The organism is Chitinivorax sp. B (assembly GCF_005503445.1).
In the GTDB taxonomy this organism is placed as follows: domain Bacteria; phylum Pseudomonadota; class Gammaproteobacteria; order Burkholderiales; family SCOH01; genus Chitinivorax.
In genome coordinates this window covers 22527-46203 of record NZ_SCOH01000034.1, presented here as the reverse complement: position 1 = coordinate 46203, position 23677 = coordinate 22527, and the positions used below count along the sequence as shown (strand labels likewise).

Genomic DNA, 23677 nt, shown 5'->3' with positions numbered 1-23677 from the left:
TCAAATGACGGCGTTTTTGTTTGCTTGTCCAGTGCCATCGATTGGATGGTTTTGGTGCTTTCCCGGTTCGATGGGGTGGTGTCGATAAAAAAGGAGCCCGAAGGCTCCTTTGAAGTTCACATTGTTGCGGAAGGATTACTCAACCTTGGCTTTCGCACGTAGGTCTTTCATCAGGCTTTCCAACTGTTTTTGCTGCAGGAACTGAGCAATCTGCGGCTTCATTTCGTCCAGTGACGGTACAGGTGCTTCGCGAGTGTCTTCCAGCTTGATGATGTGGTAGCCAAACTCACTCTTCACCGGCTCCTGGGTGACTTGGCCCTTTTGTAGTTTGGTCATGGCATCAGCAAACGGCTTTACATAATTGCCCGGCGTACTCCAGTCCAGATCACCACCTTTTGCGGCGGAGCCCTTGTCCTCAGAGTGCTTAGAGGCCAGTTGATCAAACTTGGCACCTTTCTTAAGTTGAGCGAGCAGATCCTTGGCTTGCTTTTCTTCCTTTACCAGAATATGGCGTGCGCGGAACTCTTTGCCATTGGCGGCTTGGGCTTCTTTAAACTTGTCATATTCAGCCTTGATTTCAGCATCTGCAACCGGATGGCTCTTGAAGTAGTCTTGTACGAACGCGCGGAACAGTACGCCTTGGCGGGCGACTTCCAGCTCGGCCAGTACTTCCGCGGATTTGTCTAAGCCTTTCTTCGCTGCTTCCTGTTCGATCAGCAGGCCGGTGATCAGGCTGTCTTTAACCGCATTGCGCAATTCAGCGGAATCTTTCTGGCCACGTGCTGCCAATACCTTCAGCTGAGCTTCCAGCTTGGCTTGTGGAATGGCAACGCCGTTGACCACGGCAATATTGCCGTTGGCAGCAGGCTTGGTTTCTTCTGCAATGGCAGTAGCAGCCAGCGCGCCGGCAGTCATTGCAACGATCAGACGGGTAGTCAGTTTCATGTGTGGTTGGTCCTGATTAGAGTGAATATGTTTTATTGGGGTTACATTTCTTCTGGCGTATAAGCTTTGATGCTTAGCGCATGAATGCGCTGTTGCATCAGATCGCCTAATGCATCGTAGATCAGGCGGTGGCGTTCAATCCGGCTGTGACCGGTAAACGTTGCCGATACGATAGTCATCCAGTAGTGCCCGCCACCGCCCTTGGCACCTTCGTGGCCGGCATGCTGGGATGATTCATCCTGAATATCGATCGATTCAGGCGCGAGCACGCTCAAGCGTTCTCGCATCAATGCTTCGATAGGTGTGCTGATCATGTGGGCAGCACCTTTTTGAATGGCTTGACGGAGATGTGGCTGAAGACGCCTTTTGTGACATATACATCATCGTTAAACCAACGCTCCGCCGCTTCAAGTGAATCGAATTCAGCAATGACAATGCTGCCGCTGAATCCAGCAGGGCCAGGGTCAGGGCTGTCGATACTTGGACAGGGGCCAGCAACAAGTAACCTGCCTGCATCTTGAAGGGCTTGTAATCTAGCCAGGTGTGCTGCGCGCACGCTTAAGCGGGTATCAAGCGAATCTGGGGCATCAGTGCCAATCATTACGTAGAGCATCAGTCATTCTTTTCGGGGGCGTCTTCGATGTATTTCGACAGCATGAGGCTCTGAAGGATCACAAATACCAGCATCAGGCCCAGGCCGCCAAACATTTTGAAGCTGACCCAAGTGGCTTCACTGAAATTGAAGGCAACCAGTAGATTGATACCACCCATCATCAGGAAGAAGCCAACCCAGGACCACATCAATTTTGACCAGACTGGATCTGGCAAGCTCATCTGGCTGTCCATGACACTGCGGATCAGGTTTTTGTTGAATGCCAATTTGGCAATCGACAATACCACTGCAAAGGCCCAGTACAGTGCAGTTGGCTTCCACATGATGAAAGTCTTGTTATGGAGCAACAGCGTGGCGCCACCGAGCACAACGACCAGGCCCAACGACAGCCAAAGCATGCCATCTACCTTCCGGTGCTTGAGCCAGGTCCAGGCCACTTGTGCAATGGTGGCGATGATGGTTACGCCTGTTGCAGCGTAGATGTCATTATTGGTGACAAAGTACGTTGCAAAAAACAGGATGATTGGAAATAAGTCGAACAGAAATTTCATAGCGGGCGATTATGCAATGGGTCTAACAGCTTGTCCACGATCAACAGGATAAAGGTGTAAATAGACTTGATCTGAGGCGAACAGTTCCCTGGTTGCTCGGATAGTTTGTCGAGTGAGGATTGATGCAATGATGTGGTCATGGTTCCTTCGGGTGTGCTTGGTAAAGTGTGTGTCATTACTTGAGCCCAGGCCAAACGGAAAGATCAAAGTTCAGGTAAACCATCCCCATTGATTGGTCCATGTGGCTTATTTTGTTACCATGTAGAGGATTTCATATTGTCACTTATCATGCCCAAGATTGATCTGCATTGCCATTCCAATTGTTCTGACGGCGCTTTGCCGCCCGCAGAGGTCGCTACGCGTGCGGCTGCCCGGGGCTGTGAGGTATGGGCATTGACGGATCATGATGATGTACGTGGCTTAGCTGAGGCACGGGTGGCGGCTGAATCTGCGGGTATGCGATTTGTACCGGGTGTGGAAATCTCTGTCAGCTGGGATCGAATTACGGTGCACATTGTCGGTTTGAATATCGATCCTGAAAATGCAGTCTTACTGGCCGGTTTGGCTTATGTCAGGAGCGGGCGAGTACGACGTGCTGAGGCAATGGGTGAGGATCTTGCTCGCGTGGGCATTCAGGGTGCGTTTGCCGGAGCGTTGGCACGGGCGGACAACAAGGAAATGGTTGGGCGTACTCATTTTGCACGCTTCCTTGTGGAGAATGGTCATGTCAAGGATGTGAAAACAGCCTTCAAAAAATATCTGGTCAAGGGTAAGCCGGGTTATGTGCCTCATCAATGGGCAGAGATGTCAGATGCAATTGCTTGGATTCGGGCTGCTGGCGGGCAAGCTGTCCTTGCTCACCCTGGGCGTTACGAGATTGGAAAAGCCCGGATGCTGGACCTGATTGCTCATTTCAAGGCCGCTGGAGGAGAGGCGCTGGAAGTTGTTACTTCCAACCACACTGCCGAGCATGTCTCGCAATTTGCCCGTATGTCAGTTGAGCATGGATTGACTGCTTCATGTGGCTCGGATTTTCACAGCCCTCTTGATGGCTGGTGCGATCTGGGGAGCCTGCCGGATTTGCCCGCCAATGTCACGCCGATTTGGCACAACTGGCCCGAATGTTGATTCGGTGCCAGATTACCTTCACTTTTTCTCATGGCACAATTTTTCTCCATTCATCCTGACAATCCACAAGCACGTCTGATTGGGCAGGCCGTCAAAATCATTCGGGATGGCGGGGTGATCGTTTATCCGACAGATTCCTGTTATGCGATTGGCTGTCAGATCGGTAATAAGGAAGCGGTTGATCGTATCCGGCACATTCGTGATGTAGATGATAAACATCACTTCACGCTGGTCTGTCGAGACTTGTCCGAGTTGGCTACCTATGCCCGAGTGGATAATGCGCAATTTCGCTTGTTGAAATCGGCTACCCCGGGCTGTTATACCTTTCTGTTGATGGCAACCAAAGAAGTTCCTCGTCGTTTGCAGCATCCCAAGCGGAATACCATCGGATTACGTGTCCCGCAACACTCAGTGGTACAAGCTTTGCTGGCAGAGCTGGGTGAGCCATTACTGTCTTCAACGCTGATGCTGCCAGGGGATGAGTACCCGCAAACCGATCCTTATGAAATTCGTGACCTATTGGAACATCAGGTGGATCTGGTGTTGGATGGTGGGTACTGCGGTATGGAACCGACGACTGTCGTGGATCTGACGGAAAATTCGCCGGTGTTGGTGAGAAAAGGGAATGGCAATCTCAAGCCGTTCGGCTTGGAGGACGTGTGAACGAATTAAATCTGATTCAAAAAATTTGTGTTTATGCCATTCCTGTATTGTTTGCAATTACCCTGCATGAGGCTGCACACGCTTATGCGGCGATGCGTCTGGGCGATCGGACCGCTCATCAATTGGGGCGGTTGAGTCTGAATCCGATCCGTCATGTCGATCCTGTCGGAACGGTGCTGTTGCCTTTGATCTGCCTTGCATTAGGGAATTTTCTGTTTGGCTGGGCGAAACCCGTACCAGTTGATTTCAGGAATTTGCGCCATCCGTTACGCGATATGGTTTGGGTGGCCGCCGCTGGGCCTGCGGCTAATTTGATCATGGCAATCGGCTGGATATTGTTGTTCAAACTGGCTGTGTCCAATCCAGGTAACTATTTTGCTGCACCGCTGGCCTATATGGCAGAGGCGGGGGTCAGTATCAACGTATCGCTGCTGGTGCTGAATCTGTTGCCCATCCCGCCATTGGACGGGGGCAGAATCGCAGTAGGGTTATTGCCACGCAGCCTGTCGACGCCCTTGGCCGCGCTGGAGCCTTATGGCATGTTCATTCTGATCGGGCTGATGGTAACGGGGCTCCTGACATACATCATGCAGCCCTTGTTTGCGATTACGCTCGGCTTTTTATCATTAATCATTTAAAACCTGAACGACGGAATACAACACATGTTTCAAGACCGAGTCCTATCGGGTATGCGCCCGACCGGCAGTCTGCATCTGGGGCACTACCACGGGGTATTGAAGAACTGGGTAAAGCTGCAAAGCGAGCATGAGTGCTTGTTTTTTGTGGCAGACTGGCATGCGCTGACCACCAATTATGATGATCCGCAGATCATCGAGAGAAGTGTCTGGGATATGGTGATTGATTGGTTGGCCGCAGGTGTGGATCCGTCACAGGCGACACTGTTTATTCAATCACGCGTTCCAGAGCATGCCGAGTTGCATCTGCTGTTGTCGATGATGACGCCGTTGGGCTGGTTGGAGCGGGTGCCAACCTATAAGGATCAGCAAGAGAAACTGAGCCAGAAAGATCTGTCGACCTATGGTTTTCTGGGCTATCCACTGCTGCAATCGGCCGATATCCTGATTTATCGTGCCAATCAAGTGCCTGTGGGTGAGGATCAGGTGCCACATATTGAGCTGACTCGGGAAATTGCACGTCGCTTCAATCATTTGTATGGGCGTGAGCCCGGGTATCAAGAAAAGGCCGAAGCTGCAATCAAAAAGATGGGCAGCAAGAAAGCCAAGCTGTACGAAGAGCTGCGTAGCCGGTATCAGGAACAGGGCGACACCGAAGCGCTGGATGCAGGGCGAGCGTTGCTGGGTGAGCAGCAGAACTTGAGCCATGGCGATCGTGAACGACTGTTCGGGTATTTGGAAGGGGGTGGGAAAATGATTCTATCCGAGCCGGATGCGTTGCTGACAGAGGCTTCCCGTATGCCAGGGTTGGATGGACAGAAAATGTCCAAATCCTATGGCAATACCATCACCTTGCGGGAAGATGCCACCACCGTCAGCAAGAAAATTCGTACCATGCCGACCGACCCACAGCGAGTCCGTCGCACGGATCCGGGTGATCCAGCCAAATGCCCTGTGTGGCAGTTGCATGAAGTCTATTCCGCTGATGAAACCCGGGCATGGGTACAACAAGGCTGTAAGAGCGCGGGAATTGGCTGTATAGAATGTAAGCAGCCCGTGATTGATGCTGTATTGAAGGAGCAGGAACCAATGCGGGAACGCGCACAACTGTATCTGGATGACCCAACGCTGGTGAAGAACATCATTGCCGATGGCTGTGAAAAAGCCCGTAAACTGGCCCAGGAAGCCATGCGTGATGTGCGCGAGGCAATGGGCCTAGGTTATAGTTGATGAATCGCTTGGTTGGCCATGGTCGTTAGTAGTGCATGGCCATCCTGTTCAATTTCAGTTTGGGGATTGGATGTTGTGAGAACTGCATTAATACCGGTGGCGTTGATTGTCATTGGCTTGGCATGGCTGTTGGAAGAGTTTCATTTTTTTCCTGAGGTCAGCTGGCTCTGGATTACGGCGTTCGTTGCGGGTGGCGTGGCCATTCTGGTGATTGATGGCATCAACAAAAGCTCTGTTATCACCGGCCCGTTATTGATTGGTGCCGGGTTGACGACATTCCTGAGACAGCATTTTGATTTAAGCCTACGAGTGCAGTTGCCAGTGTTGATGGTGTTGTTAGGTGTGTTGATGCTGATTGCACGTTCACCGTCAATTCCCGACATATCGGACAACCGTTCTTCACGCCGACTGGATCGCAATGAGCCCTAAATCGCCTAATGGCTTGGCATTGGCGGCCATAGTTTTGTGGGCAAGTCTGGCGACCTTGAGTGTGAAACTTACCAACGTCCCCCCTTTTTTGTTGGTTGGATTGAGTTTGATGATTGGCAGTTTGGGGAGTGTGCATCGTATTCGTGAATGGCGTGTGCCACTCCGCACATTGCTCATCGGGTGCGTGGGATTGTTTGGTTATCATTTTTGCCTTTTCCTGGCTTTACGCTGGTCTCCAGCCCTGTCTGCTAATTTGCTGAATTACCTATGGCCTTTGTTATTGGTACTATTGTCACCAATGCTATTGCCTGGCTACCAAATAGGTGTAAACCATATTTTGGGTGGCATACTGGGTTTTGCTGGTGCGGCATTATTAATTGTTGGCGGAGATGGTTTGCAGATTCGTGCGGATCATGCCTGGGGCTATTTACTGGCTATCGCGGCCGCGGTTATTTGGGCAGTCTACTCCTTGTTGACAAAGCGGCTGCCTGCTTTTCCAACCAGTGCTGTTGGCGGGTTTTGCGCCATATCTGGCATGTTGGCATTGCTTTGTCATCTCTTGTTGGAGCCCAGTTATCAGCCTGTGCTTGCAGAATGGATTCAAATTGCCATGCTTGGTATTGGCCCCTTGGGTGCGGCATTCTTCCTGTGGGATGCAGCGTTGAAGCGTGGTGACCCGCGTATGATTGGTACATTGGCCTACTTGACACCGTTGCTTTCTACGGCTTCATTGGTATTGTTGGGTGGTTCGGAGCTGACCCCAATGTCGCTGGTATCGCTTGGATTGATTCTGGGTGGAGCATGGTTGGGCAGTCGACCTGCGCGACAGTCGGCTCTGGTGTAATGGATACTGTTGTCAACGAAGCAGCGCCGATTGCCAGCCTGTTTGGCGAACCCGTGCTGGAAATGCCACGTGATCTGTATATTCCACCAGATGCATTGCGGGTCTTTCTTGAGGCCTTTGAAGGTCCATTGGATCTATTGCTTTACCTGATCCGGAAGCAGAACATCAATGTCGTCGATATTCCGATGGCACGGATTACCGCCCAATACTTGGATTATATTGAATTGATGCAGCAGAATCGGCTGGAGCTGGCGGCTGAATACCTGTTGATGGCTGCTGTATTAATTGAGATCAAGTCGCGCATGCTGTTGCCACGTCCGGCAGTGGTGGGCGACGATGAGGGAATTGATCCGCGTGCTGAATTGGTGCGACGTTTGCTTGAGTATGAGCAAATGAAGCTAGCAGCGTTCAATCTTGAGCAATTGCCGCAGGCGGAGCGTGATTTTGCTTGGGCAAGTGCAATGATTGATCGCGTTGCAATTCAGCGACTTCCTGACATGGGTATTGATGATTTGCGTGATGCTTGGATGGCTATCATTGCGCGCTCGCAGGTTAATCGTACTCACAAGGTAACGCGGGAAGAGTTATCGGTGCGGGAGCATATGTCCCGTATATTGCGGCTATTGGCTGATGGCCGGTTCATCGAGTTTTGTCAGTTGTTTGATTTGGAGGCAACCAGACCCGTACTGGTTGTCAATTTCATCGCAGTGTTGGAGCTGGTGAAGGAGAGTCTGGTCTTCGTCAGTCAGGAAAAGCCTTACACACCAATCTATGTCAGGCTGAGTGTAGCAGCGGATCGGGTGGTCATGGCTGCCGAGTAGATCTGAGTACATGATAGGTTAAGTATACTGAGAGGCGGCAAGATTGTATGATCGCGATGAAATCGAAGCATGCCGCTATCTCCTGGCAGCGTGTGACGTTAGAATATACGGTTTTCATGCCACACCATCTTGAGTTGTCTGGTCGTGCGCATCTTGCCCTGGATTGCAGCATTGACCACCCATTCCCATCTCAAACTGGTGATTGAAGCCGCTTTGTTTGCGACAAGCGAGCCCTTGTCAATCTTTGACATCAAACGACTGTTTGATGTTGAGTTGCCTGCAGACGCCATTCGTAAGGCAGTGGCAGACTTGCGACATGATTGGCAGGATCGCGGTATCGAGCTGGTTGAGTTGGCATCTGGATGGCGTTTCCGTGTGCGCCCCGAATTCATGGGCCATGTAGATCGACTCAACCCGGAAAAGCCTCCGCGTTATTCTCGAGCAGTAATGGAGACCTTGGCTATTATTGCTTATCGTCAACCTGTAACGCGTGGGGATATTGAACAAATCCGTGGCGTTTCCGTGTCCACCAACGTTATGAAGGCACTGGAAACCCGTGGCTGGATTGATGTAATCGGCTATAAAGAAGTGCCGGGCCGACCTGGCCTCTATGCTACCACCAAGAAGTTTCTTGACGACTTGGGCCTTAATTCATTGAAAGATCTGCCACCACTGGCAGAGCTGGGCCAGCTCGTTATCCCTGAGGAATCCCGAATTGAGCAGATCGAATAATCGCGCACCGCGCAATACCCAGCAGTTTTTCCGATCCGGCACACCAAATGACCGTGTTGCCGCCGGGCGAAGTCGCGACAATGCGGTGCCCCGTAATCGCCAGCCCGACACCAATGTAAGCCCGGAAGGTGATCAGCAGCGACGAACTCCTGGAAACGGACCGCGTGGTCGCCAGCAGGGTGTACCGGGTAAGTCGTTAACAGGTGGATCATTCCAGCAGCCTACCGGTGGCCGGCATAGTCGTAGTGACTGGAATATGGATGATGCACGTAGTGGACGTGGCCGCCGCCGCGTAGCAATGGATATTGAATCGTCTGATGAGCATCGTCGGCAATTGGCGGAGGGGCGGCAACGTGCGTCTCACGACGAGGTGATTGACGAGGCGGGTAGCGCAGAATCAGGTGTGCCGCGCCGCAATACACCTAATCGCCCAAATGTGCCACGTGCACGTAAAATGCGCGAACGCGCAGGCTCTTTGAAAGAACAGAAGCGGGCCAATGACCTGCGTGAGCATCGTGTCGATCCGCGCAAGCTGGAGGATATGCGTTTACAGAAGATTTTGGCATTAACTGGCTTAGGCTCCCGTCGCGAAATGGAAGAACTTATTTCGGCGGGCAAGGTGGAAGTCAATGGTGCGGTGGCAACATTGGGCCAGAAAGTTGCGTTTGGCGACAAAGTCCGAGTGGATGGCAAAAATGTCTTTCTGAAGTGGCCGGATCGTTTGCCGCGTGTCATTTTGTACCATAAGCAGGAAGGTGAGCTGGTCAGCCGAGATGATCCGGATGGCCGCACAACAGTATTTGATCGTCTGCCAACGGTGCAAAGCAGTAAGTGGGTAGCGGTCGGACGTCTGGATTTCAATACCAGTGGGTTGTTGATTTTCACCACGTCCGGTGAGTTGGCCAACAAAATGATGCATCCTCGCTTTGAGGTGGACCGTGAATATGCCGTTCGCATTCTTGGTGAGTTGACCCCGGAGCAAATGAAAGAGGCCACCAAAGGTATCGAGTTGGATGATGGGCCGGCACATTTTCAGCATATTTCCGATCAAGGCGGTGAAGGGCGCAATCGTTGGTACCGGGTTGTGCTGCGGGAAGGTCGTAACCGAGAAGTGCGACGCATGTTTGAATACTTTGGTACCACGGTGAGTCGTTTGATCCGCGTCCGGTTTGGCCCGATCTCCTTGCCCGGTCGCCTCAAGCGGGGAACTTGGACCGAACTGGAGCCGCAGGATGTTCAAAAGTTGCTGAAGTGGGCCGGTCTTAGCTTGTAACCATGTTTGCTGGTGCGGGTGTTGAGTGTGGATATCAATAGTGGCAGCCACGAATAGCGTGATTGTGGTTTCTCAATCAGTGATTTTTTTGCCTTATGACTGAACTACACGTGTATCTTGAACGAGCAGGTTTGGCCACATACCTGCACGATGCAGTATTTGTTGAACATTGTGAACAAGCTTACTCCAGATTGATGGATTGTCCGCCATTAACACTGGATGGGGTGAAAATGACTTATCCCGTGCCAATGTTGAGTGAGGACGGAAGTTGTTCGCTGTTTGACGAACTGGCGCCTACACCATTTGATCTGAGGTCAGTGTTGGGTGGAGATACGACGGAGAATCGGTATTTACTCGCCCATTTGGATGCCTGGGTGGAACAGGTTCAGCGTGTTCAGCGCGTGGATTGGGTTGGGATTTATCAAAAACGGCAAGTTGCAGGTGAAGTAAGTCTCGTCAAGATGGTATACCGTGGTAATCCAAGTCGAGCGGTGTTCCCATTAACCGATGTATTTGCTGCACATTCCACTAATAGTTTGGTAGGTCTGTCAGGTCGGGCGCGGATCATTGGCGATGTTGGTAGGCATGTTGCATCTGGTGGGGCCTATTACACATGCGATCCGGCAGTGCAGGCGGAAGCATGTTTGCCTATTCTGGGACGAGATGGTGCTATCCTTGGTATTATTGATGCTGAGGATGTGCGACCAGGTTTTTTTGACGTGCTGCGGTTGGCTGAATTGGTGGCATTGTGTTTGATGAGTGCTGAGGTGCTTGAGCGTAGTATTTGATCGGGTATCGTGTGTGATGAATGAAAAAGGGGCCATTCATCGCCCCTTTTTGTTTTCAATGGCCACCCAATAGTGTGTGTAGGCGTTCTGGTGGCCTTGCAATGATTGCTTTGCCATTGCTGACAGCAATGGGTCGTTGAATCAGAATCGGGTTGGCCGTCATGGCTGCAATCAATGTCTCTTCGTCCAGAGTTGGGTTATCCAGTTGAAGTATTTGGTAGATTGCTTCATCGTGTCGCATGAGTTCACGCGCATTCAAGCCAAGCTGCGCCAATAAGAGAGTGAGCTCGGATGTGGAAGGAGGCTGTGTCAGATATTCCACTATATCTACTTCAATGCCATGCTCCTGTAGGATGGCCAATGCTTGTCGGGATTTTGAGCAGTGTGGATTGTGAAAAATACGTACAGACATGCTACTTAGCCTTTCCTGCTGGCTTTGAGTTGGGATAGCACCAAGCTGATTATATAGCTGCAGCCAGCCAGCAATATGATGGTGGCACCTGATGGCAGATCTGGTTCATATGAAATGACCAGGCCGCCAAGTGTGAATAATCCACCTAGGCAAGTGGCCATCAGCATGATGTGGGACAGCGTACGTGCCCACTGGCTGGCAATGGCTGCAGGCAGTGTGAGCAGCGCAATGACCAAGATCAGTCCAACCACTTGAATCAGGACTACGACAGTGACGGCTACCATGCAGAGTAGTAGCAGGTAGAAAAATGTGACGTGGATGCCACGCAGGCGGGCAAATTCCTCATCAAAGCAGACGGCCAGGAATTGTTCGCGAAACAGGTAAACCAGTATGACTACCAGAGTGTCCAATCCCGCCATCAGCCACAAATCTTGTGCAGAAACCATCAAGATATTGCCAAACAGGTAACTCATCAGGTCGACACTGTAGCCAGGTGTCTTGGCGACAAAGATCACCCCGACGGCCATGCCGATTGACCAGAGGGCGCCAATCAGGGTGTCTTCATGCTGTTTCAGTTTCAAGCTGATCCAGCCAATCAGCAGTGCTGCGGCCAACGCAGCAATTAGAGCGCCCTTGATGGGGTGGCTGCCAAAGAAATAGGCGATCCCCATGCCGCCCAGAATTGTGTGGGAAATGCCCCCTGCCAGATAGCTGATGCGCTTTACTACTACATAGCTGCCGATTAGACCGCAGCAGATGCTGGCTAATAAGCCACCTAGCAAGGCGTACTGAATGAAGGTTTGATGTTGAAGTGCGTCAAGGAATCCGGACATAGTCTTTAATGATGGTGAGCAATGGCGTGAACATGCTTGCCATAAATGCGCTCCAGCGTGGCAGGATCAATGGCATGGGCATCATGACAAATCAGTTCTCGGTTGAGACAGGCAATTCGATTGACATAATCCGAAATAAAGCCAATGTCGTGCGACACAATGATTACCGTAAGGCGTTCATTCAGTTGCTTCAACAGGTCAAAAATATTCTTTTCGGCGCGCATATCAATGCTGGCTGTGGGCTCGTCTAGTAGCAGTAATTGAGGGCCTGTTGTGAGTGCGCGGGCAATCAGTACTCGCTGTAACTGACCACCAGAAAGTTGGTCGACTGTACGCTTGCGTAAAGTCCATACATCGGTCTCTTGCATCGCGCGTTCGGCAAGTTGTCGGTCTTCATGGTTGAATCGTTGAAACCAGCGCCCAGGTTTTAGGCGACCTTGTAAGACAACGTGCTCCACGGTGATTGGGAAGTCTCGAGCAAAACTTGCATACTGAGGCACGTAGCCGATATCGCGGGCAGCCTCAGCGGGCGACTTGCCAAATAGTGTAATAACACCGGTGTTTGTCGTTAATAAACCCAACATCAATTTCAATAGGGTACTTTTACCCCCGCCATTTGGGCCAACGATGCCAAGAAAATCACGATGTTTTACTTCAAGACTAATACGATCCAGAACCGTGGTCGCGCCATAGTTGAAGCTCAGGTTGTCAATGAGAACGGATGGTGTCATGGGTTGTTTGCCAGCGAGGTGGCAATAAGTTTCAGATTGCCAATCATGTCTGGTGCCAAGTCGTCCATGACCAGAATTCGGGCGCCAACGGATTGTGCCACGTTTTCAGCCGCACGGCGGCTGAATTGAGGTTGGACGAAGATGGTTTTGATCTGCTGTTGTTTGGCCAGATTGATGATGCGAGTTACGGTTTTTGCCCCGGGCTCTTTGCCTTCATATTCAATGGCGATTTGGGTTAGTCCGTATTGGTCGGCGAAGTAGCCCCAAGATGGATGAAATACCATGAAACGTGAGACTTTTGCTTGCTGTAATGTTTGGCGGATGTTGGCATCGAGTATGTCAAGTTCTTGAGCAAGCGCTTTGAAATTATGATCAAAATCTGCCTTGCCTGCTGGGTCGATTGTGGTCAGGGCATCTCGTGCGGTGGCAGCCATGTGTTTCATCTGGCTCGGTGTTGTCCAAACATGAGGATCAAGACTGCCTGGGTGGTGGGCGTGTGTTGTATGATGTTCAAGTTCCAGCATGGCATCTTGTTTGCGTAAGATAATGCCAGCCTTGTGATCAATCATCTTTAGTCGTGCGTTCGTGCTTTGTATACGAGTTAGTAAACTTCGCTCGAAGGGCATTCCAACATACAGATACAACTGAGCTTGACTCAGTTTGGAGAGTTGGCTGGGTGTCGGTTCGAATGTATGTGGATCACGATTACCTGCGACTAGGGTATCGACCTGGACACGTACACCGCCAACGCGCTCTACTAACTGTTTCTGTGGCGGAATGCTGACAAAAACGAAAGTTACCGCTGTAGCGGACGCGGTGAAAAGTAGTATTGCGATTCCAAACACGGTGGTAAAACGGAAAAGATAATTCATGGGTTTAATGGTGTTATTGCAACATGGTTGCATAAGGAGTCATTATAGCTATCTGCCATCCGTGAATCAAAGCCATTTCTATTTGGGAAGGGAGTGAATGCGATAAATCGCTGAGAATTGGTTATGACTGCATGTGATAGTCAAATTGCCCGACTTGGAAAACATCAAGCCCTCGGTTGGCCGAGGGCTTGATGTGAGCACCATGTTTCTGGCAATTGCATTTGACTCAATGCTGGGATTGACTTACTCCAGTCTGGCCAGGTTGGTACCGTGTAATAGATCTAGCATATGGCTTCGTTCTGCAGCTATTTTTCGGAATGTATTCATGTCGGCTGTAGCAAGCTGATTGCCAATGGGAACTACGTTAGTTAGCGGATCTTTGGGTTCGCCATCTACGCGGAATTCGTAGTGAAGATGTGGTCCTGTTGCCCAGCCGGTCTGTCCAACAAAGCCAATGACTTCACCCTGACTAACTTTGGCTCCTTTGCGCACATTGGGTGCAAAGCCGCTCAGATGTCCATAAACAGTACTAAATTTGCCATTGTGCTTAAGAATGATTACGTTGCCATAGCCACCCATTTTGCCTGCGACTTCAACAACTGCATCTGCGGTGGCCTTTACTTTGGTGCCACTTGGCGCTGCGTAGTCCACGCCTTTATGTGCACGCCATTTTTGCAAGACTGGGTGGAAGCGTGCAACGGTAAAACCAGAGCTGATGCGGGAGAACTCAAGCGGGGAGCGTAAAAACGCCTTTTTTAGATTTTTCCCGTCAGCAGAGTAGTAGCCTTCCTTGCCTTCACGATCAATGAAGTAGACCATTCGGTAGGTTTTGCCTGCATTGGTGAATTCGGCTGCCAGAATCTTCCCAGGTTTGACCTGTTCGCCATTCAGCGTGAACATGTCATACACCACTGTGAAGCGGTCGCCTTTCTGCAGGTCTTTATGGAAATCGATGTTGGCGCCAAAGATATCCACCAGCTGGGCCGCAACTGCATCCGGCAGGTTCGCCTTGTCAGTAGCCGCAAATAGTGAACTGGAGATGACGCCGGATTTCATCACGGTCATCGTAGAATATGATGGCGTGTGATTATTGACTCGGAAGCTCTCGCCGTCGCGGGTCAGCGACAGAATGTTGCCGTCTGTATCGACATAGCGCAATTCAAGTAGTCTGCCTTCGCTTGTGCTGTGCGAGCTTAGATTGCGGCCAGCGCGCAGCTTGAAGAAGGGTTTGGCGCTATCATCGCCGCGTAAGAAAGCCTCGGCTTCTTTATCGTTTACCTGCATGCGGTTCAGCATGCTGGGGAGTGTATCGCCAGACCGAACGCGTTCTTCACGCCAGTAACTGCTGTCTTGATTCAATCGCGCGTTGTCTTCCGGCAGGGCGAGTCTGAGTGACTCGCTGACCATGGCGGTTTCAATCGGCTCCATTTCACTCATTGGGGCGATTGCAAATGCGCCGATGGTGGCAAACAGCGGTAAGCTGGAGAGTCCGATCAGCCAACGCAACTTGTGGTGCTTTGGCTTCTGCGTGGAATTTTGTGTTAAATTTAGCGGTTTTTGAAACGACATTCGTTGCATTCAATCCCTTGAAACAGGCGTGAGGGTACCCCAAAACGCGCTGGCATGCAAAGTAAAATAGTTATTCAGGCAATGACTTAGGTCGTGGTGATTGCCAGAAAACACCTTTCGTATGCGTGATTAATGGTTGTTGCAACTACCAACAACACAACGAGTGCCTGAGAGTTCACGATGAAGAAAGAGTTCCCCCATGTCCCAGGATAGTCAACAAGCGCTCAATGAAATCAAGCGTGGCTGCGAAGAGCTGCTGATTGAAGCGGAACTGCTGGAAAAGCTTAAAAGTGGTCGGCCGCTTCGCATCAAGGCGGGTTTTGATCCGACTGCGCCGGATCTACATTTGGGCCACACCGTGTTGCTCAATAAGATGCGCCAGTTTCAGGAGCTTGGGCATCAAGTTATTTTCCTGATTGGTGATTTTACGGGCATGATCGGTGATCCCAGTGGTAAGAACACTACTCGGCCACCCCTGACAAGGGAGCAGATTGCAGACAATGCAAAAACTTATGCCGAGCAGGTATTCAAGATATTGAAGCCGGAGATGACGGAAGTCCGGTTCAATTCTGAATGGATGGAACAGCTGGGTGCCGCTGGAATGCTCAAGTTGGCGGCCAGTCATACTGTGGCGCGCATGCTTGAGCGAGATGACTTTGACAGGCGTTTCAAAGGAAATCAGCCGATCGCAATCCATGAGTTTTTGTACCCTTTAATGCAAGGTTATGATTCCGTGGCGTTGAAATCTGATGTGGAGCTGGGTGGAACGGATCAGAAATTTAATCTGTTGATGGGGCGTGAACTGCAGAAGCAAAATGGCCAGTCTCCACAGGTGGTATTGATGATGCCATTGTTGGAGGGGCTGGATGGCGTCAACAAGATGTCCAAGTCGTTGGGTAACTATGTGGGAATCAATGAGCCGGCCAGCGAAATCTTCGGTAAGGTCATGTCCGTTTCAGATGAGTTGATGTGGCGTTGGTATGATCTGTTGAGTTTTCGTCCGCTGATGGAGATTGCCGCGTTGAAGCAAGAAGTTGCCACGGGGCGAAATCCGCGGGATGTCAAGGTGATGTTAGCGCAGGAATTGGTTGCGCGTTTCCATAGTCAGGCTGCTGCAGAGGCCGCGCTGGCGGAGTTTGAGGCTCGTTTCCAGCGCGGTGCGCTACCGGAGGATATGCCGGAGCTGACCTTGACGATTGAGGGCGATGGCATGGGTATTCTGCATGTGCTTAAACAGGCTGGGTTGGTCACCTCATCAGGCGAGGCGATAAGAATGATTGAGCAAGGTGGCGTGAAGGCCGATGGAGAAAAGGTGGTGGACAAGTCTTTGGTACTGTCTCGTGGTACCACAGTTGTACTTCAAGTCGGTAAGCGGAAATTTGCGCGTGTCACGCTCGCTTAAGCCACTTGCCGTATTGCGCCCAAAAGCTGGCTTTGCCAGCTTTTTTCGTGTTTTCGGGGTAATTGATTGGTTGCGTGTCGGGTATTGACACGGCTACTCGGTCGAGTTGCCGGCTATTGTCAGCATGGCATCAACCGCGGCAATCAAATCGGTAAAATTGATTGGTTTTGTCAGGTATAAGTTAAAGCCCGCTGCCAATCCGGCATGTATATCTTCAGGCAGGGCATTGGCCGACAAAGCAATGGCAGGTAGATTGGAAAATCGGTCGGTTGATCTGATGATGGTCAATGCGTCTTTGCCAGTCATGTCCGGTAGGTTCATGTCTGAAATCAGTAGATGAGGTTGGTGTTCCAATGCTTGGGCGTGGCCTTCGCTGCCTGTTTGTGCTGTCACTAGGTGCAGTTCTGGTCGGTATTTGCCCAAAATTCCTTTCAGCAGGAGTAGATTGGCTGGGTCATCCTCAATACATAGAACGCAATATTGCTGTCGCAGATGGCTGGAAGCTCGTTCTGGCACTACCATGGATGGTGCGGGTATTGCTGTTGAGGCGGTTGGCAGATCGATCCAAAAGGTGCTGCCGCTGCCTTCCTGAGAGTGCATGCCAACATCGCCCTCCATTAATTGCGCCAGGCGGCGTGTGAATGCCAAGCCAATGCCTGTACCTTCGATTTTGCTTTGTCGGTTACCAACACGTGTAAAGGCTTGGAAAAGCCGCGTCTGATCGGTTTCGCTGATGCCGATACCTGTATCGCGTACAGAGATGCGTGTCTGTTTTTCCGATGCTTGGATTTCGACCAAGACCTTGCCATGTGGGCGATTGTATTTACAGCCATTTGACAGCAAATTCAATACCATTTGTTTGAGGCGGGTGCGATCAGCACGTACCAGTGCAGGGGATCTGGGGCTTGGCAGCGAAGACAGGGTGCTGACGCCATATTGATTTGCAATTGGCTGGATTAAGGTCAGGCAATCATCAATCAACTCGTGCAGATTGACAGTCTCAGGCGAAATCGAAAGTTTGCCAGCTTCCAGCTTGGCGAAATCGAGAATCTCGTTGATCAGGTCGAGCAGATGCCAGCCAGCTTTGGTGATGTACTGTAAGGTAGTCTGTTGGTCGGCATTCACCTCATCAGCAAGTATTTGGGAGAATCCGATAATCGCATTCAGTGGGGTGCGGAGTTCATGACTCATTTGTGATAGAAACTCGGCTTTGCTGCGGTTGGCTTGCTCAGCTTCATCACGTGCTTCGCGAAGTGCGGATTCTGCACGTACCCTATGGGTAATGTCGGCAAAACTGAATACTCTCCCAACAACATGGTCGCGAATTGCCTGTGGCATGGAGTGTCGTTCAAAGACCCGTCCATCGATGAACTCAATCAGGTCACCGCTTTCTCCGTGTGGGTCTTCTGTGATATCGACCAGCCTTGCAAGATAACTGTCCGGATCGCAAACCTGTGCTGTCATTGCCTCCAGAATCTCACCATCATCCTGGCGGGCCAATAGATCGTCATCAAGTTGCCACATATCGGCAAATCGATGATTGATATTGACGATTCGGCCCGTGATGTCGGTAACCAAAATGCCATCGGCAGTGGCTTCCAGCGTAGCGCGCAACATCGATGTCGATTTCTCGAGTTCCTGATCGATATGCTGACGGGCGGATGTATCCCTGGCTGAGATTAGTAAGACGTTTTGAATTCCCTGAGCCGGTGCGATACGCTTATCAACATCAATCAGGCGACCATCGGCGCAACGAAATTGCCCTTCGGCATGGTATACGGGTTGAATGCAGCCAGCGCTGACAGCATCCCAGTAGAAAACATCCTGGAGCGACGCTTCAATATCTGTAATGGATAGCAAGCAGACCTGCTGTGCTGTGTAACCAAGCCTGTGAAGTGCTGTTTGATTCGCATGTAGAACCTGTTGCGAAGCGATATCAACAGCAATTAACAGATCGGTTGTGCAGTCGAGTAATGCGGCCTGCAGTGAGGCTTGCGTCGCTTCCACAACTTGCTCACGTCTTTTTGGAGGCGCTGGAAGCACCATCAAAGTAATAATTGACCCGCTTGCGTGGGCTCAGGTAGTCATGGATTTGTCGTGGAAGCTGGCCCGGTCGAATGCTGGCGACAATCGACAGGTCATCTTCCTGGGCCAGATCAACAATAATGGCCTCTGTTTTGGGGACATTCGGGTCGAATACGACTACGCAGGGCTTAAGTGGATTGGATGAATTGACAGACAGGATCATGCCTATCACATCGTTCGACAGTTTGACGATGGAGCCCGGTGGATAGACGCCTAAGCAGCGGATGAATGTCTTCAGCATGGTGACGTCGAAGTGGTTGCGATGCAGCGCAAACAGCTGAGAAAGGGCCTCATGCGGTGTCAATGAGTTGGCCGGATTGGGGCAATTGCAGAGATTGTCATACATGTTGACAATGGATAGCAGTTTTGCCAAAGGTGCAATTTGATCGCCAGCAAGATGTGACGGGTAGCCTGTGCCGTCAATAAATTCATGGTGTTGTAGTACGACCTCGGCTGCGCGTTTGCTTAAACCTACCTTGGCTCCGATCTTCAGGCCAAAAATCGGGTGCTGTTGTAGTAACTCCTGTTCGGCATGGGTCAATTGCTCGGTTTTCAGCAATATTCTGTCCGGGATTTCCACTTTGCCGATGTCGTGGAACATCGCCCCCATTCCCAATTCACGAATGTCCTCGGCTGGGAGTCCAATCTCCTTTGCAAGCATCATGGCAAGTACTGCTACGTTCAGTGAATGGAAGTACACCTCTTCACCGGCCACTTTGTCACTCATCAAGTGAATTGCAATTTCTTTATCCAATAGCAGTGAATCCACCATGCCTTCGACCAGCTTGGTGGCTTCTCGCAGCGCTTCTTCAGGACGGGCGAACAGGTTGCGGGTGATGTTCTTGATGGCGGTGGCAGCACCGTGAAATTTTTTCTCGCATTCTGCGATAGCAGTTCGTTGCTGATTCAGTTTCTCCAAGCGTGCTTTTTTTGCCTGGATAGCAGGGCTGTCCTGTGCGGGTACGGGTGGGGGTGGCGGTGTGGTTGGCTGTGCTTGACGGGGTAGTGGCTTCGTGTCGCTTTTGCGGGGATCAAAGCGGATGCGATTCAGTCCAAGTGAACGAATCGTTTCAATTTGTTCGTCATTCTTGATCTTGAAACTACCCAGTGGAAATGGGTGATCCATCCACCCCAAATCAAGGTGAATGTATAACCCAGCACATAACTGGTCCGGCGTGATGTACTCCGCATTGGTGGTGTCGGCCATGATGGGATTGAATATCACGTTATGTCGATACCAGCATAGCAGTTGTCGGCCGGGCTTGCTGAACATTACCGGCCATTGTGAAAAGAAGTTGCATTCTGGCTGAATTGAGCATTGAAGGGTATGGCGACTAAGCAATGTTGGTGCAGATTCCGGTTGACAAAGTGTTGGCGCAAACGTATGTTTCAAACAATCGTTTGATCAATATTTATCACGCCACCTGAGATGTCACTCACCGATACCAATAGAGACACAGCTACGCGTATTTTGGATGCTGCCGAAGTGTTGTTCGTCGAGCATGGTTTTGAGGCGACCTCGCTCAGAATGATCACACAGCGGGCAGAAGTGAACCTTGCTGCGGTCAATTATCACTTTGGCTCGAAAGAAGTTCTGTTTCAAGGCGTGATATCGCGTCGGTTGGCGCCTTATAACCAGGAATGTCTTCAGGAGCTGGAATACGCTCAAACGCATGCTGGTGATGGTGGGCTGGATGTGCAGGGGATCGTGTCAGCTTTCTTGCAGCCAGCACTTCGAATGGCAAAAGATCCCGCGCGCGGTGGCCTGATGTTCATTCGATTGATGTCACGCGTGTTTTCCGAACCGCACCAGGCATTGCGCGAGATGTTGCCCCGTCACTATCACGCAGTGCTGGAGGCTTACAGTGCAGCCTTGAAGCGAGCCTTGCCGCATTTGAATACCGAAGAAGTGTTGTGGCGCCTGCATTTCGCGTTGGGCACCGTCTTTTATGCCTTTGCTGGCAACGACGTGGTGAAGTTGTTCATGAAGAGTCACGTGCCTGGTTCCCGAGATCCACAACAGGTGGTGAATTACCTGGTGCCCTATGTTGTGGCTGGGCTGACCGCCCCAGGTATTCGGCACGTTGAAGGTATGCAAAATCAACAAAACCCGCAATAGCCCAGTATTTTAAGTAGGAAGATGTGCCATGTTGCTCTTATATATATTGATTCCTGTCATCGTTGTGCTGGTATTGGGTTACCTGCGTGCGCCGTTGATTGTCTGGTCTGCTGCTTTGTTGGCAGGTGCAGCTTACGTTTCGTTTGCGTTGACTTGCGGCTGGTTGTGGATTGCCTTGGCTTCTTCGCTGGCGGTACTTTTGAATGTCAAGTCTTTACGTCGTGCCGTGCTGACCGGGCCGATCTTCGCCCTGTTCAAGAAAATTACGCCAGCTATGTCGCAGACTGAGCAAGAGGCGATCAATGCCGGTACGGTATGGTGGGATCGCGATCTGTTCTCTGGCAAGCCGGATTTTCAGAAGCTGCACACTTTTCCCGCTCCAAAGTTATCGGCAGAAGAGCAGGCCTTTATCGATGGCCCGACCGAACAACTCTGCGGGATGATTGATGACTGGAAGATTACTCATGAATTGAAGGATCTGCCGCCGGAAATGTGGCAGTTCATCAAAGACAATGGCTTTCTTGGCATGATCGTCAAAAAGCAGTATGGCGGATTGGAGTTCTCCAATTATGGTCATGCCAGAGTGGTGACAAAGATCGCCAGCCGCGGTGGCTCGGCAGCTGTCTCAGTCATGGTGCCAAACTCCCTGGGCCCTGGCGAGTTGTTGCAACACTATGGTACCGAAGCGCAAAAGAACTACTATTTGCCGCGCTTGGCAAAAGGGATCGAGATCCCGTGCTTTGCTTTGACAAGCCCCTATGCCGGATCAGATGCAGGTGGTATTCCAGATTATGGCATCGTCTGCAAAGGTGATTACACCGATCCCCGCACCGGCCAGTACCATGAGAATGTATTGGGCATTCGTGTCAGCTGGGAAAAACGTTGGATTACGTTGGCACCTATTGCCACCATTCTTGGTTTGGCGTTCAAGCTGTACGACCCAGATCATCTGCTGGGAGACAAAGACGATGTGGGTATCACGTGTGCCTTGGTTCCAACTGAGCATGAAGGTGTGAGCATTGGCCGTCGTCATTGGCCAGGTGGTGCGGTGTTCATGAATGGCCCAACCTGGGGTAAAGATGTATTCATACCACTTGAGTGGATCATTGGTGGTCGTGAATACGCAGGTCAAGGCTGGCGGATGCTGGTTGAGTGCCTGTCGGTTGGCCGTTGCATCTCGTTGCCGGCCATGTCTGTGGCATCTGGTCAGCTGGCATCTTATGTGACCGGCGCTTATGCCCGTATTCGCGATCAATTTGGCTTGGCAATTGGTAAGTTTGAGGGCGTGGATGAAGCCATGGCCCGTATCGGCGGTTACACCTATCAAATGGATGCGGCACAGCGTCTGGCATTGGTGGGGTTGGATACTGGCGAGAAGCCGTCCGTACTATCTGCTGTACTCAAATACCACAACACCGAGCGCATGCGCAAAACACTGAATGACGCGATGGATGTGCATGGGGGCAAGGCGGTCGTGGTTGGCCCCCGCAACTATTTGGCACGTGGCTATCAGGCCATTCCAATCGCCATCACTGTCGAGGGCGCGAACATCTTGACTCGCAGCATGATCATCTATGGTCAGGGTGCAATCCGTTGCCATCCTTATGTATTGCGGGAAATGCGTGCTGCGATGGCAAATGATGCGGTTGATTTTGACGACGCATTCGTCGGACATCTGGGATTTGTCGGTAGCAACCTGATTCGCTCGCTGGTGTTGGGCATGACAGGCGCCAGAATTGTTGGCAGCCCCGTTACTGGTCCGCATGCGCGTTACTATCGTGATGTCACCCGTTTCTCAAGTGCATTTGCTTTGCTGTCTGATATGGCCATGTTCTCGCTGGGCGGTACATTGAAGTTCCGCGAAAAGTTGTCGGCTCGATTGGGGGATATGTTGTCCGGGTTGTATCTAGCAACCGCAGCTTTGAAGCGTTATGCCGATGAAGGCAATACACTTGAGGATATGCCACTGTTGCAATGGGCGGTGGAGTCCGCGCTCTATGATGTACAGCAGGCGATTGATGGCTTTCTAGCCAACCTACCTAATCGTCCGCTGGCCTGGGTGCTGCGCCAGGTCATTTTCCCGCTGGGTATGCAATTCAAACCACCTTGTGACAAATTGGGAACGAAGGTGGCGGGTTTGATGATGCAGCCAGGAGGCACACGTAATCGTCTGACTCAAGGTATCTACATCTCTAAAGATGAGCGTGATCCGATTGGAGTACTGGCCCCAGCATTACAAGCCACGATTGAGACAGATGCCATCGAGAACAGACTGCGCAAAGCGCAACGTGAAGGCACGTTGAAGGAAGTCGCAACTACATTGCGACTACAAGAGGCGCTCGACAATGGCGTGATCTCCCAGGCTGAGTTTGATGCAGTCAAGCGGGCTCGCTGGCTCAAGCGTCAGGTGATCATGGTGGATGACTTCGATATGCAACTGACGCAGCACGATACGCAATTATTCGAACGCCAGCCGGTCTAACCGCAGGGACGTGCATCGCTTATCAATACCTATGCGGTGACAGGAGAACACAATGACGGATCAGCAAGATATTCATACTTGCCTGCCGGATGCTCAGCCGATCATGCGCATCATGCCAATGCCGGCAGATGCGAATGCCCAAGGGGCAATCTTCGGTGGCTGGATGATGATGCAGGTGGATATTGCCGGCTCGATCGAAGCGCAACGTTGTGCGCAAGGGGCGGTGACAACTGTGGCGGTCAATGCTTTTCAGTTTCATCAGCCTGTGCATGTGGGCGACTTGGTCAGCTTCTATGTTGAACGCTTACGTGTTGGCAAGACATCCATTACGGTCAAAGTTGAAGTATTTGCTCAAAGGCACCCAGATTTGGTGAATGTGGTCAAGGTGACGGAGGCCATGCTGACCTATGTGGCTGTCGATGTCTCTGGCAATGCACGTGAATTGCCGCAGTTGGTAGGGTAAATCAAGGCTGGATGCGGGCTGTATTTGATTTGGATTGAGCCACGTTTTGTTTCATCG

Annotated in this window: 25 protein-coding genes; 14 read left to right on the top strand and 11 right to left on the bottom strand. The window is 51.2% G+C overall.

Going from position 1 to position 23677, the window contains the following annotated elements; translation table 11 throughout:
• Positions 1-135: 135 nt before the first annotated feature.
• The 4 genes from FFS57_RS18390 to FFS57_RS18375 form a co-directional block, all read right to left on the bottom strand.
• On the bottom strand, positions 136-915 hold the full coding sequence (locus FFS57_RS18390; RefSeq protein ID WP_137939295.1) for a peptidylprolyl isomerase: 780 nt from the start codon (positions 913-915) through the stop codon (positions 136-138).
• Positions 916-986: 71 nt separating this feature from the next.
• Positions 987-1259, bottom strand: a complete 273-nt coding sequence (locus FFS57_RS18385) for a BolA family protein (RefSeq protein WP_137939276.1) — start codon at positions 1257-1259, stop codon at positions 987-989.
• Positions 1256-1558 (bottom strand): YciI family protein, encoded by a 303-nt coding sequence (locus FFS57_RS18380; protein WP_137939275.1) that lies wholly within the window; start codon positions 1556-1558, stop codon positions 1256-1258. The genes FFS57_RS18385 and FFS57_RS18380 overlap by 4 nt, the downstream gene beginning before the upstream one ends.
• Positions 1558-2109: a septation protein A gene (locus FFS57_RS18375; RefSeq protein WP_137939274.1), complete on the bottom strand. Its 552-nt coding sequence runs from the start codon at positions 2107-2109 to the stop codon at positions 1558-1560. Before FFS57_RS18375 ends, FFS57_RS18380 begins: the two co-directional genes overlap by 1 nt.
• 288 nt (positions 2110-2397) lie before the next feature.
• On the opposite strand from FFS57_RS18375, the gene FFS57_RS18370 reads away from it, so the two are divergent.
• From FFS57_RS18370 to FFS57_RS18325, 10 genes are all read left to right on the top strand, one after another.
• The gene (locus FFS57_RS18370) at positions 2398-3237 is read left to right on the top strand and encodes a 3',5'-nucleoside bisphosphate phosphatase (RefSeq protein WP_137939273.1); all 840 of its coding nucleotides are present in this window, start codon (positions 2398-2400) and stop codon (positions 3235-3237) included.
• A gap of 30 nt (positions 3238-3267) precedes the next feature.
• Entirely contained in the window at positions 3268-3900 is a 633-nt protein-coding gene (locus tag FFS57_RS18365) for an L-threonylcarbamoyladenylate synthase (protein WP_137939272.1), read from the top strand.
• The gene (locus FFS57_RS18360; RefSeq protein WP_171014054.1) at positions 3897-4538 is read left to right on the top strand and encodes a site-2 protease family protein; all 642 of its coding nucleotides are present in this window, start codon (positions 3897-3899) and stop codon (positions 4536-4538) included. Before FFS57_RS18365 ends, FFS57_RS18360 begins: the two co-directional genes overlap by 4 nt.
• A gap of 24 nt (positions 4539-4562) precedes the next feature.
• A complete protein-coding gene (locus FFS57_RS18355; RefSeq protein WP_137939271.1) occupies positions 4563-5765 on the top strand; it encodes a tryptophan--tRNA ligase in 1203 nt (400 codons plus the stop codon).
• Positions 5766-5840: 75 nt separating this feature from the next.
• Positions 5841-6194 (top strand): LiaF transmembrane domain-containing protein, encoded by a 354-nt coding sequence (locus tag FFS57_RS18350; protein WP_137939270.1) that lies wholly within the window; start codon positions 5841-5843, stop codon positions 6192-6194.
• Positions 6184-7038: a DMT family transporter gene (locus FFS57_RS18345; RefSeq protein ID WP_137939269.1), complete on the top strand. Its 855-nt coding sequence runs from the start codon at positions 6184-6186 to the stop codon at positions 7036-7038. The genes FFS57_RS18350 and FFS57_RS18345 overlap by 11 nt, the downstream gene beginning before the upstream one ends.
• The gene (locus tag FFS57_RS18340; protein ID WP_137939268.1) at positions 7038-7859 is read left to right on the top strand and encodes a segregation and condensation protein A; all 822 of its coding nucleotides are present in this window, start codon (positions 7038-7040) and stop codon (positions 7857-7859) included. Before FFS57_RS18345 ends, FFS57_RS18340 begins: the two co-directional genes overlap by 1 nt.
• Positions 7860-8003: 144 nt before the next feature.
• Positions 8004-8591, top strand: a complete 588-nt coding sequence (gene scpB, locus FFS57_RS18335) for an SMC-Scp complex subunit ScpB (protein ID WP_502705928.1) — start codon at positions 8004-8006, stop codon at positions 8589-8591.
• Complete coding sequence (rluB, locus tag FFS57_RS18330) at positions 8575-9864, top strand: 23S rRNA pseudouridine(2605) synthase RluB (protein ID WP_249384064.1); 1290 nt, start codon at positions 8575-8577, stop codon at positions 9862-9864. Before scpB ends, rluB begins: the two co-directional genes overlap by 17 nt.
• A 95-nt stretch (positions 9865-9959) precedes the next feature.
• Positions 9960-10652 carry a GAF domain-containing protein gene (locus FFS57_RS18325; protein ID WP_137939267.1) on the top strand — a complete coding sequence of 231 codons (693 nt, stop codon included), beginning with the start codon at positions 9960-9962 and terminating at the stop codon, positions 10650-10652.
• 55 nt (positions 10653-10707) lie between these two features.
• On the opposite strand, the gene arsC is transcribed toward FFS57_RS18325, so the two are convergent.
• The 5 genes from arsC to FFS57_RS18300 all read right to left on the bottom strand — a co-directional run bounded on the left by arsC (position 10708) and on the right by FFS57_RS18300 (position 15006).
• Positions 10708-11064 (bottom strand): arsenate reductase (glutaredoxin), encoded by a 357-nt coding sequence (arsC, locus tag FFS57_RS18320; RefSeq protein WP_137939266.1) that lies wholly within the window; start codon positions 11062-11064, stop codon positions 10708-10710.
• A gap of 5 nt (positions 11065-11069) precedes the next feature.
• Entirely contained in the window at positions 11070-11897 is an 828-nt protein-coding gene (locus FFS57_RS18315) for a metal ABC transporter permease (RefSeq protein WP_137939265.1), read from the bottom strand.
• A 5-nt stretch (positions 11898-11902) separates the two neighbouring features.
• A complete protein-coding gene (locus FFS57_RS18310; RefSeq protein ID WP_137939264.1) occupies positions 11903-12628 on the bottom strand; it encodes a metal ABC transporter ATP-binding protein in 726 nt (241 codons plus the stop codon).
• Entirely contained in the window at positions 12625-13533 is a 909-nt protein-coding gene (locus FFS57_RS18305; RefSeq protein ID WP_137939263.1) for a metal ABC transporter solute-binding protein, Zn/Mn family, read from the bottom strand. The genes FFS57_RS18310 and FFS57_RS18305 overlap by 4 nt, the downstream gene beginning before the upstream one ends.
• Before the next feature lie 210 nt (positions 13534-13743).
• Complete coding sequence (locus tag FFS57_RS18300) at positions 13744-15006, bottom strand: peptidoglycan DD-metalloendopeptidase family protein (RefSeq protein ID WP_171014053.1); 1263 nt, start codon at positions 15004-15006, stop codon at positions 13744-13746.
• Between the two features lie 262 nt (positions 15007-15268).
• Between FFS57_RS18300 and tyrS the strand changes: the two genes are divergently transcribed.
• Complete coding sequence (gene tyrS, locus FFS57_RS18295) at positions 15269-16471, top strand: tyrosine--tRNA ligase (RefSeq protein WP_137939261.1); 1203 nt, start codon at positions 15269-15271, stop codon at positions 16469-16471.
• Between the two features lie 93 nt (positions 16472-16564).
• Here tyrS and FFS57_RS18290 read toward each other — a convergent pair whose 3' ends face one another.
• Both FFS57_RS18290 and FFS57_RS18285 read right to left on the bottom strand, forming a co-directional pair.
• Entirely contained in the window at positions 16565-18331 is a 1767-nt protein-coding gene (locus FFS57_RS18290) for a PAS domain-containing hybrid sensor histidine kinase/response regulator (RefSeq protein WP_249384063.1), read from the bottom strand.
• A gap of 154 nt (positions 18332-18485) precedes the next feature.
• Positions 18486-19829 carry an HD-GYP domain-containing protein gene (locus tag FFS57_RS18285; RefSeq protein ID WP_249384062.1) on the bottom strand — a complete coding sequence of 448 codons (1344 nt, stop codon included), beginning with the start codon at positions 19827-19829 and terminating at the stop codon, positions 18486-18488.
• Positions 19830-19985: 156 nt separating this feature from the next.
• On the opposite strand from FFS57_RS18285, the gene FFS57_RS18280 reads away from it, so the two are divergent.
• Genes FFS57_RS18280 through FFS57_RS18270 form a run of 3 tightly spaced genes read left to right on the top strand, consistent with a single transcriptional unit; the run spans position 19986 to position 23620 of the window.
• Entirely contained in the window at positions 19986-20675 is a 690-nt protein-coding gene (locus tag FFS57_RS18280) for a TetR/AcrR family transcriptional regulator (RefSeq protein ID WP_137939259.1), read from the top strand.
• Positions 20676-20703: 28 nt separating this feature from the next.
• Positions 20704-23157, top strand: a complete 2454-nt coding sequence (locus FFS57_RS18275; protein ID WP_249384061.1) for an acyl-CoA dehydrogenase — start codon at positions 20704-20706, stop codon at positions 23155-23157.
• Positions 23158-23209: 52 nt separating this feature from the next.
• Complete coding sequence (locus FFS57_RS18270; protein WP_137939258.1) at positions 23210-23620, top strand: acyl-CoA thioesterase; 411 nt, start codon at positions 23210-23212, stop codon at positions 23618-23620.
• The last annotated feature ends 57 nt before the right edge of the window (positions 23621-23677 follow it).